The organism is Undibacterium parvum (genome assembly GCF_003955735.1).
GTDB classification, from domain to species: domain Bacteria; phylum Pseudomonadota; class Gammaproteobacteria; order Burkholderiales; family Burkholderiaceae_D; genus Undibacterium; species Undibacterium parvum.
The window spans coordinates 3022507-3035325 of sequence record NZ_CP034464.1 but is presented as its reverse complement, the minus strand read 5'-3'; the positions used below and the strand labels follow the sequence as shown (position 1 = coordinate 3035325).

Here is a 12819-nt window from a genome sequence, read left to right as displayed (position 1 = left end):
CTGTTAGCTTAACTAGGCGAGTACCGCACCTAGCGGGACGCCAGCCTCATGATTTCGGCCTGACGTTCAGGACGCAACAGCGCGAATCTATGCGACATATCCGCTGCGACTTCCTTAAAACGCGGCATGTCATGCGATGCCAGCGGCGCAGCATTCGGGATGCTGACCGACAAAGGATCACGCGGCTCATTGCCAACTCTAAACTCATAATGTAAATGCGGGCCAGTCGACCAGCCGGTAGTGCCGACATAACCTATCACCTCGCCCTGGCTGACTTTACTGCCTTTACGAATACCGCTGGCAAACCGGCTCATGTGGGCGTAGGCAGTACTGTAATTGGACCAGTGCTTGACCACCACCAAATTACCGTAACCACCGCTAGGGCCGACTGACTCAATCACGCCATCACTGGTCGCACGTATCGGCGTGCCCGTGACTGCCGCGAAATCGACGCCGGTATGACGCTTCCACTGCCCAGAGATAGGATGGACGCGCATGGAAAAACCGGAAGAGACGCGGGTAAATTCCAAAGGCGATTTCAAGAAAGCTTTTTTCAGTGACTTACCGTCAAAACTATAGTAACCACCATTGCCGCCAGCCTCATCAAACCAGACCGATTGAAACAGTTTTCCGACATTGCTAAATTCACCAGCCAGGACTTTCCCGGTTTTGACGAATTCACCATTTTGCCAAAAAGTTTCATAGACCACGTTGAAATGATCGCCGCGCTGCAAATAGCGGAAATCGACGTTAGTCTCAAACATGCTAACGATTTGATTGGCGACGTTGTCTGGGATTTGCGCCTCATCGGTGGCGGCAAACAAGGATGAGCGGATATTCCCGGAGCGCATTTCTACGCGGCGTTCTAATTTACTCAACACTTCTGCGGCGCTGAGCTTGCCGGAAGCATCGCGCGTCACCATCAGGGTGCGGCTGGGTTTATCGGTTCCGTCTGGCAGGCTTGCTTGTAACCACTCCAATTCACCTTCATCGTTAGTCTGGGCGCGTACCGATTTACCGGCTTTCACCTGCAACACGCCTTTGGCGGTGGCATCAGTCTTGATAAAGTTATTGGCCTCATTGTCATCGATACCCAGGCGCAGCATTAAGGCGCCCAAGGTATCACCGCGTAAGACTTTTTCTTCTCTGACGAAATGCTGCTCGCTGGCTTCCAGCGCGGCAATTTGATCGTCAAGTTTTGGCAAGTCCAAATCTTGGATGATTTTTTTGACAGGTAAATCCGCTGCGTCCGGGGCAATAGGTGCCACACCGACTGCGCCAAAGGCACATACGGCAAAAAACAAAGCGGAGAATGAGATGATGCGCGAAGTGCGCGTGGTTCCTAACAACAGCCTGCTGCCAGAAGCTAAATGAGGTAATTTATCTATTGGACGCATGCAATAAGTTAAAATTGACGATGTTGATTAAAAACATTTGATTTCCACCCTCTTAGTTTTACTGAATTTATATATTTTAAGTCTATAAATTAAAACAAGTTCTGTGGCAAATCAAAAAAGCTAGTGCAAAAAGTTCGCCTGATTGTAACAAAAAATCGACCGAACAAACAAAAAAACGATCGCTGATTATGGATTCAGAATATGAATGCTGCCAGTGGTGTTACAAAATAAGTTGATCCTGGTTAAGTAAATAATGACATCTACACAAAATTCCACCAAAAATACGCCCTCTTCCAAAGTTCTGCCTTTATCCGATGCCGTGCAACACGCGCTGGCCGTGACCAAGCGTGGCGTTGATGAATTGCTCATAGAATCAGAATTCGCCCAAAAACTGGCGCGTAGTGAGCTGAGCGGCAAACCCTTGCGCATTAAGTTAGGTCTGGACCCTACCGCACCTGACCTGCATCTGGGCCACACCGTGGTCTTGAATAAAATGCGTCAGTTGCAGGATCTTGGTCACAATGTGATTTTTTTGATCGGCGATTTCACCTCCATGATCGGTGATCCATCCGGTCGCAATGTCACGCGCCCACCGCTGACACGCGAACAGATAGAAGAAAACGCACAAACTTATTTCAAGCAAGCGGCTCTGGTGCTGGATGCAGAAAAAACCGAGATCCGTTACAACTCGGAATGGTGCGATCCTTTAGGCGCACGCGGCATGATACAACTGTCGTCCAAATACACGGTGGCGCGCATGATGGAACGCGACGATTTCACCAAGCGCTTTAAGGCTGGCACCCCGATTTCCGTCCATGAGTTCCTCTATCCATTGATGCAGGGTTACGATTCGGTGGCATTACATTCAGATCTGGAACTGGGCGGTACCGACCAGAAATTCAACCTATTGGTTGGACGTGAATTGCAAAAGGATTACGGCCAAGAGCAACAATGCATTTTGACTATGCCGCTGTTGGAAGGTCTGGATGGCATAGAGAAAATGTCTAAATCCAAGAATAACTACATCGCCATCACTGAGCCTGCCAACACCATGTTCGCCAAGATCATGAGCATCTCGGATCAGATGATGTGGCGTTACTATGAGTTACTGTCATTCAGCTCGCTGGAGCAAATCGCGCAATACAAAAAAGCCGTCAGCGAAGGCCAGAACCCGCGCGACATCAAAGTGGCGGTAGCGCAAGAGATCGTCACCCGCTTCCATAGCAGACAAGCCGCCGAGGATGCGCTGAGCGATTTCGTAAATCGCTCAAAAGGTGGCATTCCCGATGATGTGGCTGAGCTGAGCCTGACTGGCGCGCCACTAGGGATTGCACAATTACTCAAGCAAGCCAATCTGTGCGCCTCCACCTCTGAGGCGATGCGCATGGTCGATCAGGGTGGCGTGCGTATCGACGGCGCAGTGATCAGCGATAAGCATTTGCAAGTGCAGGCTGGCACCGTGGTGGTACAGGTAGGCAAGCGCAAATTTGCCAAAGTGACTTTGAGCGCATGATCGCTCTTATACAAAGAGTCAGCCAGGCCAGCGTCGTCGTCGGTGGTGAAACCATAGGCGCGATCCAGGCCGGCTTACTGGTCTTGTTGTGCGCCGAGCGTGGCGACAGCGAGCAGCAAGCCGATGCTCTATTGAAAAAACTGCTGGCATATCGCGTCTTTAGCGATGCTGCAGGCAAGATGAATTTAAGCGTCAGCGACGTCGCTGGTAGTCTGCTGCTGGTACCGCAATTTACCCTGGCAGCCGACACCAATTCTGGCACACGCCCTTCATTTACACCTGCGGCCGCACCTGAATTGGGACGGCAATTATTCGACTATTTCGTCAGGCAAGCGCGGGCCAAACAAACGCAGGATGCAGTACTCGCACAAGTAGAGACCGGCCAATTTGGTGCCGACATGCAGGTCTCACTCACCAACGACGGCCCCGTCACTTTTTGGCTACAGATCAAACCTAAGGCATGACAGAAATTCTTTTAATACGCCATGGCGAAACCGCCTGGAACGCCATCAAAAAACTGCAAGGCCACCTCGACATCCCGCTCAACGCAGAAGGCACACGTCAGGCCAAGGCTTTGGCGGCTGCCTTAGAAAACGAAAAACTCGACGCGGTTTTTTCCAGCGATCTGCAAAGAGCGGTGCAAACCGCAGGCGAGATCGCCCGTCTGCAAGGCGTCAGCACACGCATAGACGCCAATTTGCGCGAGCGTTGCTTTGGTGGTTTTGAAGGCATGCTGTATAGCGAATTACCGCTGCGTTATCCAGAAGCGTATGCGACCTGGCGTTCGCACGAACCGGACAGCCAATTCCCGCCGTCGGCAGCAAACAATGTCGGCGAAAGCATACGGCAGTTTCAGCTGCGTACGATCAGCGCAATTACCCATCATGCGCGCCAGTTTGAGGGAAAGAAAATTGCGATCGTAGCGCATGGTGGTGTACTCGAATGCGCCTATCGTGCGGCGAAAGATTTACCATTGCACGCACCGCGCGAAATCACCATTTACAACGCCAGCATCAATCGGTTTAAATGGGATGGAGCGAAGCTCAGCCTGATACAGTGGGGTGACATCAGCCACCTGGAAACCACTGCAGCCTTAGACGAGTTCAACCAGGACAAAGTCGCTTAACAAATAAAAAAGCGGAAATACCTCTCGATATTTCCGCTTTTTCCATTCAGCGCGAATCTAGAAAATTTTCGACTTAGCTTCTGGCGCTAGGCAAGAACCGTGCAATCGTCGCCAACAAGTCATCTTCAGGCACAGGCTTGCCAAGATAAGCATCACAGCCAGCCCAATTGCCACGGAATTTATCGAACATAGAATTTTTGCTGGTCAACATCACCACCGCAGTTTTCTTGGTATCGCTATTATTTTTGATACGCTTGCACACTTCGTAGCCATCGATGCCTGGCATCATGATGTCAAGGAAGATGCAGGTATAGGTTTTGGCTTGCGCCATTTCTATGGCCTGTTCACCGTTCTCGGCGAAATCCACGTCAAAATGAAATGGTGCCAACTTGATGCGCATAAAAGCGCGCACCGTTGCGCTATCGTCGACCACCAACACCGATTCATTCAAGACCGGCGAAGTAAGCGCGGGCGCGGGCGCACTCTGTTCTATTTTATCAATAGTGCGGCGATAGGTTTGTCCATCCCAATTGGTATCGGTCTCTTTTTCGCGTTTGCTACGCTCCAGCAAGGCATTCGTCATGACCTCATCGAGATGCTCAAACAAGCGCATCCAATGTATCGGTTTTTGTACAAATGGCCAACCAACCGAGACTGGTTCACGCCCTACCAGCACGGCCGGTGAATGCACATTCGGCGCGTGTTCGCGCATGGCGGCTAAGGCCACAGCATTATCCGCATTGATCAGATAAATGTCGGCGCGCGGTTCATCGGCGGTGGGCGTGATGTAGCAAAAATGGCGACGCCCGGTCAGGCGGAAAGTGGACGCCAGCATATTTTTTTCAGCGTCAGAAAAACCTATCATTTCAAGGGTAAAACGACGACTACCGTCTGGCGACTCCGGTGTGGGATTAATTTGACTCATCGTTGATGACCTCGTTGAACAGATATATATTGCAATTGCCTAAATGATAATGTAAAAATCACAAATAAACCACTTCTTTATTAGTTACTGACATGAAAAGAAATATACGGCAAGCCCAGTAAAAGTGCAAAATTAGCTGTATCAAATCGGTCGCTACAAAGACCAGAATCAAAAAACCGACTTATTTAACAACAGACCTAGGTCACCATCACCCAGCAGAACTGAAATGCCTTACGCATGCGCCATGCGCTCTGCAGCCTATTTTCCTGCCACGAGGCGCATACAATATGCGCCTACCCATTCCAACATCAATGCAACTTAATCCGTGGATTGCGCACCCTGTCTATAGTTTCAGCCCAAGTCGAGAGCCAGGTATGAAACAAGCCGTTCACCGCAACCTGATGGTGCTTGTGTAGAGACCAGTACATCCATTTAGCCAGGGTTCCTTCTATAAAGACCGAACCGCTGGCAATCGCTCCCATCAAACTACCGACAGTACTGTAATTACCCAGCGACACCAGGGAGCCATGATCTTTGTAGCTAAATTCCAGCAAGGACTTGCCTTGCAACATACGCACTAAAGATTTGGCCAGCATGCTCGCTTGCTGATGCGCCGATTGCGCGCGCGGCGGCACCATAGGCAAGCCCTCGCCCTGCGGACAAGCACAGCAATCGCCCAGCGCAAACACCGCAGGATCACGACTACTCTGGAGCTGACGATTAACCACCAGTTGGTTGATGCGATTAGTCTCTAGCCCGTCAATCTCTTTCAAGAAATCGGGTGCCTTAATACCGGCAGCCCACACCACGATGCCACTAGGAATAAACTTCCCACTGGCCATCATGACGCCCTCCTTACTCACCTCCATCACCTGCTCATTGGTATGCACTTCAATTGCGATACTGCGCAATTCTTTGGCAACCGCATATGACAGGCGTTCTGGTAGCATCTGCAAGAGACGTGGAGCGGCATCGACGATGACGATCTTCAAATCTTTTTCTGGATGAAAGTTTACCAAGCCATAGCTAGACAAAATTTTCGTCGTCATATGCAATTCGGCCGCCAGCTCAACACCGGTAGCACCGCCGCCGATAATCGTGACGGTAAATCTACCTTCACCCGCCCCTTGTGCCTGCGATTGGGCGCGCAGACAGCAATTAATCAGTTTCTTATGAAAGCGTTCTGCCGCGGTCAAAGAATCGAGCATGATGCAATTTTCACGGGCACCCTTGGTGCCAAAATCATTGGTCTGACTGCCCAAGGCAATCACCAGCGTGTCGTAAGCCAAGGCCTGTCGCGGCAATAGCTCTTCACCATTTTCGTCTATGGTAGCCTCTAAATAGATTTCCTTTTTGTCCCGATTCAAGCCATCCATGCGCCCCAGTCGAAACTCAAAACCATTCGTACGCGCCAAAGCAAAATACTCGCGCTCATCGGCATGACTATCTAAAGTACCGGCGGCCACCTGATGCAACAAGGGTTTCCATAAATGGGTACGACTCGCGTCGACCAAAGTAATTAGTGCTTTTTTCTTGCGCCCTAATTTTTTCCCCAAACGAACTGCCAGTTCCAAACCTCCGGCACCACCACCGACTATGGTAATGCGATGCATCACTTCCTCAGACAAAGACCCCATGATTCACTCCAAAATTTAAAAACGTATTTCATCCATCACGAGGGCAGACTTGATATGGATGAGATGCGTTCTTGCTTGCACTATGCGCAGATAGAAATAGGACTTACGCAAAATTGTCCCAGCCTGGCGTGCCGCCGAAGAAAGTACTTCAGTAAGGCAAGGCGGATACAACGACGCGGGGACGGTCTTGCGTAAGTCCTAAGAAAGGCGAGCCAAGTATATACAGGAAAGTGTAGCGAGTGGTTACCTCGCGCCACACAATTTCGTTTTGGTACTCTCTCTCTAATCTTAATTTTATTTGCTACATGTTGAAATCAACTATCAGAAATGAAGCCCAAATAGAAAAAAATATTCTTTAAATTTCGCTCTATTTTGCTAAATTATTAGGCAGCATTTCAGGTAGAATAGCGCTTCCCCAAGATTAACTCCCAATTCCATCGTGCACATCGGCCCTTATCAGCTGCGGAATAATATTTTTGTCGCGCCCATGGCTGGCGTGACCGATAGACCTTTCCGTCAATTATGTAAAGAGTTGGGCGCAGGCTATGCAGTGTCAGAAATGGCGGCGTCTAACCCCAAACTCTGGGACACAGAAAAATCTTCACGCCGCACCAATCACGAAGGTGAGATGGAGCCTAAGGCGGTACAAATTGCCGGCGCCGATCCGCAGATGCTGGCTGACTGCGCCAGGCACAATGTAGAGCGCGGCGCGCAAATCATCGACATCAATATGGGTTGCCCGGTTAAAAAAGTCTGCAATGCCTGGTGTGGCTCGGCTTTATTGCAAGATGAAAAACTGGTAGCGCAGATATTAGATGCTGTCGTCCAAGCGGTTGATGTACCGGTCACCTTAAAATTTCGCACTGGCTGGGATCGCGCCAACAAAAATGCACTGGCCATCGCCCGCATCGCCGAATCCGCTGGCATCGCCATGCTCACCTTACACGGCCGCACGCGCGCCGATGGCTACAAAGGTGATGCCGAATACGAGACCATCGCTGCGGTCAAATCGCGAGTGACTATTCCGGTGGTGGCAAATGGCGACATCACCACGCCAGAAAAAGCCAAATATGTTTTACAAGTGACGGGTGCCGACGCCATCATGGTTGGCCGCGCGGCCCAGGGTAGACCTTGGATCTTTAGAGAAATAGAGCACTTCCTCCAAACCGGCACACATCTGCCGCCACCACTTGTATCCGAGGTGAGCCGTCTGATGGATGCACACTTGCGCGAACACTATGCGTTTTACGGTGAATTCATGGGCGTACGTACCGCCCGTAAGCATATCGGTTGGTATGTGCAGGATCTGGTGGGCGGCGAAGCATTCCGGCAAGAGATGAATTTACTCACCTCTTGCGATGAACAATTAAACGCAGTAAAAATGTTTTTTGATAGTCGTGCCGGTGAGCGGTTACAATACCGCCCCGCTGAAGAAAAGTTAGCAGCCTAAGTAATTGTAAGCCAGCAGTAACTTAAGACCTGTAAGGTATTGGCTAAAAATTAATACGCTTACCAAGTCGTCAGAGAATAATAACAAACAACGTGAGCCTCAAGAAATTGCAGCCCACTAGCATGAATAGAAGAAAACAGCATGAGCAAAGATAGCATACAAGAAGCCGTCCACAAAAATCTGGACAAATATTTCCGCGATCTAGGCGAGCAACCAGCCTCGAACATCTACGACATGGTGGTGTTAGCGGTCGAAAAACCGATGTTGGAAATGGTCATGACGCGGGCGGAAAGCAATCAGTCACAGGCTGCCGATATGCTGGGCATCAACCGCAATACCTTGCGCAAGAAGCTGCAGCAGCACGGCTTACTCTAATTTCATCCTTCCTTATTGTCACGATTGCCCACCATGATCAAACAAGCCCTCATCTCTGTTTCCGATAAAACCGGCATCCTTGAATTCGCCCGCGAACTCTCCGCGCGCGGCGTTAAATTGCTGTCCACCGGCGGTACCGCCAAGCTTCTGGCCGACAACGGTCTGGCGGTGACTGAAGTGGCCGATTACACCGGTTTTCCTGAAATGTTAGATGGGCGCGTGAAAACTTTGCACCCTAAAGTTCATGGCGGCATTTTGGCGCGTCGCGATTTTCCTGAGCACATGGCCGCGCTTGAGCAGCACAATATCCCGACCATAGACATGGTGGTCGTCAATCTCTATCCTTTCCAGCAAACCGTTGCCAAGGCTGAGTGCTCGCTAGAAGACGCGATCGAAAACATCGACATCGGGGGCCCGACCATGTTGCGCTCTTCTGCAAAAAATCACAAAGACGTTGTAGTGATCGTTGACCCTAGCGACTACCAGGTTGTACTCGATGAAATGAGCGCAAACCAAAATGAAGTTAGCTACAACACCAAATTTACGCTGGCTAAAAAAGTGTTCGCGCACACCGCACAATACGATGGCGCCATCACCAATTACCTCACTAGTTTAGGTGAAGACAAAGCGCACACAACGCGCAGCAATTTCCCGCAGACGCTGAACCTGCACTTTGAAAAAGTCCAGGAAATGCGTTACGGCGAGAACCCGCACCAGGCTGCTTCTTTCTACCGCGATCTGAATGCCTTCGATGGCGCCTTAGCCAATTACACGCAGTTGCAAGGTAAAGAACTGTCGTATAACAATATCGCCGATGCCGATGCCGCATGGGAATGCGTCAAATCATTTGAAGCCTCTGCCTGCGTGATCGTCAAGCATGCCAATCCTTGCGGCGTAGCGGTTGGTGAAACACCATTTGAGACCTACAGCAAAGCACTGCAAACGGATCCGACTTCTGCCTTCGGCGGCATCATCGCGTTTAACCGCGAACTCGACGGCAAAGCGGCAGAAGCGGTCGCTAAGCAATTCGTCGAAGTCTTGATCGCACCTTCGTTCACTGCAGAAGCCTTGCAGATTTTCGCTGCTAAGCAAAACGTACGCGTACTGCAAATTTCGCTGGGCAGTGCCGTCAACAACTACGACTTCAAACGCGTAGGTGGCGGTTTACTGGTGCAAGCACCAGATGCTAAAAATGTCTTGCAAGCAGATTTGCGCGTAGTCTCAAAACTGCAGCCGACACCACAACAAATGGCCGACATGATGTTCGCCTGGCGCGTGGCTAAATACGTCAAGTCGAATGCCATCGTATTCTGCGCCAACGGTATGACCTTGGGCGTGGGCGCAGGCCAGATGAGCCGTATCGATTCAGCGCGTATCGCTTCTATCAAAGCGCAAAACGCTGGTTTGAGCCTGAGCGGCTCTGCCGTTGCTTCAGATGCCTTCTTCCCGTTCCGTGATGGACTGGACGTCGTAGTCGATGCCGGCGCAACTTGCGTAATCCATCCGGGCGGCTCCATGCGCGACCAGGAAGTGATCGATGCCGCTGACGAACGTGGCGTCGTCATGATCTACACTGGCATACGTCATTTCAGACATTAATAGCATTTGCGACGAAATAGCTGGTGAGCGTCTCTGAAAATCGTAGCGAGCGACTCAAGCTCGGACTAAGAAGCGCAACCGTACTTCGGTACGGTGAGCATCGCAGGTTCGAGATTGTGTCGCGCAGTAGATTTTAGAGACGATCAAATGAAAATTCTCGGCATCGACCCTGGCCTGCGCACTACCGGTTTTGGCGTCATCCATAAGCAAGGCAGTAAGCTCAGTTATATTGCCTCGGGCACTATCAAGACCGCTGACGGCACCCTGCCGGAGCGCCTCAAGACCATACTCTCGGGTGTATCGGAAATCATCCGCACCTACCAGCCCGATTGCGCCGCCATAGAAAAAGTCTTCGTCAACGTCAATCCACAATCGACGCTATTGCTGGGTCAAGCCCGTGGTGCGGCGATTTGTGCGCTGGTCAGTTTTGATCTGGCAGTGGCGGAATACACCGCGCTGCAAGTTAAACAAGGCGTGGTCGGTCACGGCAAGGCCAAGAAAGAACAAGTGCAGGACATGGTGCAGCGCCTGCTGATGCTGTCCGGCTTACCCGGCAGCGATGCCGCCGATGCCCTCGGTGTGGCGATTTGCCATGCGCATAGCGGCGACACTTTAGCGATGTTGGGTGCGCTAGCGCCTGAGCTGGCAAAAAAAGGCTTACGCGTAAAAGCTGGTCGCCTGATCGGCTAATTCCCCCCTCGCAAAATTCAGATCATCCGCATCTATTTACACGCAACCTGGACAGACTATTTCACTTAAAGAAACAATCAATTGTAATTTACAGATATTCTTAATTTCCTTGATAGCGCACATACTCTCTTCACTTGCTCAACACTGCTGAGTAAGAAAACGAACTGAAGCTCATTTAGCCAGCCAACTCAAGGAAATCATCATGACCCGTATGTCTGTCCCAACTATAGAACTGTCCCCTGCCGCCTCTTTGCCCCTGCTCGATGCAGTAAAAAAACAACTAGGCGTGGTGCCTAATTTGATGAGATTGGTAGGCAATAGCCCTGCCGCACTGGAAGGCTATCTGAGCCTGAGCGGTGCGCTGGGCAAAGGGAGTATCGGTGCAAAAACCGGCGAGCGTATCGCCTTAGCGATCGCCGAAATTAATCGTTGCGACTACTGCCTGTCGGCACACACCTACCTGGCAAGCAATGTCGCCAAACTCGATGCAGCAGAAATCAGCGCTAATCGTCATGGCCAGTCTGGTGATGCCAAAGCCGATGCCGCAGTACGTTTCGCCGCCAGTGTTGCCGTCGAACGCGGCCATGTTTCCGATACCGCGGTCGCGGCCGTCAAAGCAGCAGGCTTTACCGATGCGGAAGTGATAGAAATCGTCTTACACGTGGCGCTCAACACCTTGACCAATTATGTCAATTCTGTGGCGCATACTGAAATTGATTTCCCTGTCGTGAATGCCTATTCACAAGCCTAAACGCAGGCCTGAACGCAGGACTAAACACACGCTAGAAAACGACAAAGCCACTCGTCAGCCTCACTGACGAGTGGCTTTTAGCTTAAGCACGACGGACTATGCGCTAAGCTATTCGGCAAAATACCAATAACCGGCATTCACCCAGCGCGTCAATGCGCTGAGCAGCGCACTTGACTCAGCTGCTATCAATGCGTTCTGTGGAAGCAAGTCCTTCAAGCTCGCATAACTCAAACTTTCCTGGTCACACAGCGCGCACACGGCGTCCCTCGCGGAGGCACCAAATTCATAGCGTTCGCCGTCGATATAACAGACCCCGGCCGCCACCGTCTGATCCAGGTAAAAACAGCGTAGACCGCCGATGCGCTGCATAGGCTGCAGCATCAACTGCTCGAGTAATTCAGTTTCGTCGTAGGGGTTTTCCAGGACTTGCAGATCGAGCTGACATTTGGTCTTGGATAAAAAACTACCGGAAAAATCGGCCAGCAGATTATCGTCGTCCAATAGCGCCTGCATCTGCGCCTTAATCATGGAAAAATCGCTGACATTAATTTGCCCCTGATGCTGGTGAACAGGGCGCTGAGGGTCGCTAATCAGCGCATTGCCCAATTCATTGTCGATCAGATAGTCGGCCAGACCGCTGAGCATGTCGCGTGCCGATTTGCTTCTAAATCCGACCGAAAAGCTCATCGATTCTTCCAGCGATACACCATCATGCGGAAAACCTGGCGGGATATACAAAATATCGCCGGGTAACAGTTCGACATCGATGATGGGTTCAAAAGGATCGGTATGCAACAGAGCTGCGTGCGCGGCAAACTGGCGGTGCTCGCCACGATCGCCAACCCGCCACTGACGGCGGCCTGAGCCCTGACAGATAAACACATCATAGAGATCGATATGCGGGCCGACGCCACCGCCCGGCGTCGAATAACTGATCATCACATCATCGAGTCGCCACTTAGGGATAAAAGAAAATGGCTGTATCAGTTGCGCCACTTCCGGCGACCAATGATTGACCGCCTGCACGATCAAGGTCCAGTCGCGATCGCCCAGATGCTCATAAGATTCAAACGGTCCGAATTGTGCCTGCCATTGACCTTCTTTTCGGTAGACCAGACGCGACTCGATATTCTCTTCGCAGGCCAGTCCTGCCAACTCATCGGGGCTAATCAGATTCTCGAAATCGGCGAAACCTCCACGTAGCACCACCGGCTTTTGCTGCCAGTAGTGCGCCAGAAAATGGTCTAAAGAAAAATCAGCGAGATGAAGGCTTAACATTGTGAGTAGTCTCAAATAAAAATAGGGATCACCAGCTTTTATCATTATTTTGCTCACGCCCCCTTCATCCAGATCAAG

General features: G+C 50.9%; 12 protein-coding genes. 8 read left to right on the top strand and 4 right to left on the bottom strand.

The genetic code is table 11. The features are described 5' to 3' along the window. Nucleotides 1–29 precede the first annotated feature (29 nt). Complete coding sequence (locus EJN92_RS13265) at nt 30–1397, bottom strand: M23 family metallopeptidase (protein WP_126128267.1); 1368 nt, start codon at nt 1395–1397, stop codon at nt 30–32. Nucleotides 1398–1650: 253 nt separating this feature from the next. Here EJN92_RS13265 and tyrS point away from each other — a divergent pair, with 253 nt between their 5' ends. From tyrS to EJN92_RS13250, 3 genes are read left to right on the top strand one after another with little or no spacing between them, the layout of a single operon-like run. Next, complete coding sequence (tyrS, locus tag EJN92_RS13260; RefSeq protein ID WP_126128266.1) at nt 1651–2910, top strand: tyrosine--tRNA ligase; 1260 nt, start codon at nt 1651–1653, stop codon at nt 2908–2910. Further along, nucleotides 2907–3374 (top strand): D-aminoacyl-tRNA deacylase, encoded by a 468-nt coding sequence (gene dtd, locus EJN92_RS13255; RefSeq protein WP_126128265.1) that lies wholly within the window; start codon nt 2907–2909, stop codon nt 3372–3374. Before tyrS ends, dtd begins: the two co-directional genes overlap by 4 nt. Continuing rightward, nucleotides 3371–4036, top strand: coding sequence for a histidine phosphatase family protein (locus EJN92_RS13250; RefSeq protein ID WP_126128264.1), 666 nt, complete (start codon nt 3371–3373; stop codon nt 4034–4036). Before dtd ends, EJN92_RS13250 begins: the two co-directional genes overlap by 4 nt. Nucleotides 4037–4109: 73 nt before the next feature. Here EJN92_RS13250 and EJN92_RS13245 read toward each other — a convergent pair whose 3' ends face one another. Then, entirely contained in the window at nt 4110–4961 is an 852-nt protein-coding gene (locus tag EJN92_RS13245) for a response regulator (protein ID WP_126128263.1), read from the bottom strand. A gap of 308 nt (nt 4962–5269) precedes the next feature. Beyond that, nucleotides 5270–6598, bottom strand: coding sequence for an NAD(P)/FAD-dependent oxidoreductase (locus EJN92_RS13240; RefSeq protein ID WP_227869536.1), 1329 nt, complete (start codon nt 6596–6598; stop codon nt 5270–5272). 439 nt (nt 6599–7037) lie between these two features. On the opposite strand from EJN92_RS13240, the gene dusB reads away from it, so the two are divergent. The 5 genes from dusB (at nt 7038) to EJN92_RS13215 (ending at nt 11463) form a co-directional block, all read left to right on the top strand. Continuing rightward, entirely contained in the window at nt 7038–8048 is a 1011-nt protein-coding gene (gene dusB, locus EJN92_RS13235; RefSeq protein WP_126128262.1) for a tRNA dihydrouridine synthase DusB, read from the top strand. 141 nt (nt 8049–8189) lie between these two features. Next, complete coding sequence (locus EJN92_RS13230) at nt 8190–8423, top strand: Fis family transcriptional regulator (protein ID WP_126128261.1); 234 nt, start codon at nt 8190–8192, stop codon at nt 8421–8423. 33 nt (nt 8424–8456) lie between these two features. Then, nucleotides 8457–10022, top strand: coding sequence for a bifunctional phosphoribosylaminoimidazolecarboxamide formyltransferase/IMP cyclohydrolase (gene purH, locus EJN92_RS13225; RefSeq protein WP_126128260.1), 1566 nt, complete (start codon nt 8457–8459; stop codon nt 10020–10022). Between the two features lie 147 nt (nt 10023–10169). After that, entirely contained in the window at nt 10170–10712 is a 543-nt protein-coding gene (gene ruvC, locus EJN92_RS13220; protein WP_126128259.1) for a crossover junction endodeoxyribonuclease RuvC, read from the top strand. 202 nt (nt 10713–10914) lie between these two features. Then, complete coding sequence (locus EJN92_RS13215; RefSeq protein WP_126128258.1) at nt 10915–11463, top strand: carboxymuconolactone decarboxylase family protein; 549 nt, start codon at nt 10915–10917, stop codon at nt 11461–11463. Nucleotides 11464–11571: 108 nt separating this feature from the next. Here the strand turns inward: EJN92_RS13215 and EJN92_RS13210 are convergent, their stop codons facing one another. Next, on the bottom strand, nt 11572–12741 hold the full coding sequence (locus EJN92_RS13210; RefSeq protein ID WP_126128257.1) for a cupin domain-containing protein: 1170 nt from the start codon (nt 12739–12741) through the stop codon (nt 11572–11574). Nucleotides 12742–12819: the final 78 nt, after the last annotated feature.

Bases quoted from the DNA above. Each gene is read 5' to 3' on its own strand.
- EJN92_RS13245 (WP_126128263.1), bottom strand. From the start codon at position 4,961: ATGAGTCAAATTAATCCCACACCGGAGTCGCCAGACGGTAGTCGTCGT.
- EJN92_RS13230 (WP_126128261.1), top strand. From the start codon at position 8,190: ATGAGCAAAGATAGCATACAAGAAGCCGTCCACAAAAATCTGGACAAA.
- EJN92_RS13215 (WP_126128258.1), top strand. From the start codon at position 10,915: ATGACCCGTATGTCTGTCCCAACTATAGAACTGTCCCCTGCCGCCTCT.
- EJN92_RS13240 (WP_227869536.1), bottom strand. From the start codon at position 6,598: ATGGGGTCTTTGTCTGAGGAAGTGATGCATCGCATTACCATAGTCGGT.
- ruvC (WP_126128259.1), top strand. From the start codon at position 10,170: ATGAAAATTCTCGGCATCGACCCTGGCCTGCGCACTACCGGTTTTGGC.
- EJN92_RS13250 (WP_126128264.1), top strand. From the start codon at position 3,371: ATGACAGAAATTCTTTTAATACGCCATGGCGAAACCGCCTGGAACGCC.
- dtd (WP_126128265.1), top strand. From the start codon at position 2,907: ATGATCGCTCTTATACAAAGAGTCAGCCAGGCCAGCGTCGTCGTCGGT.
- EJN92_RS13210 (WP_126128257.1), bottom strand. From the start codon at position 12,741: ATGTTAAGCCTTCATCTCGCTGATTTTTCTTTAGACCATTTTCTGGCG.
- tyrS (WP_126128266.1), top strand. From the start codon at position 1,651: ATGACATCTACACAAAATTCCACCAAAAATACGCCCTCTTCCAAAGTT.
- purH (WP_126128260.1), top strand. From the start codon at position 8,457: ATGATCAAACAAGCCCTCATCTCTGTTTCCGATAAAACCGGCATCCTT.
- EJN92_RS13265 (WP_126128267.1), bottom strand. From the start codon at position 1,397: ATGCGTCCAATAGATAAATTACCTCATTTAGCTTCTGGCAGCAGGCTG.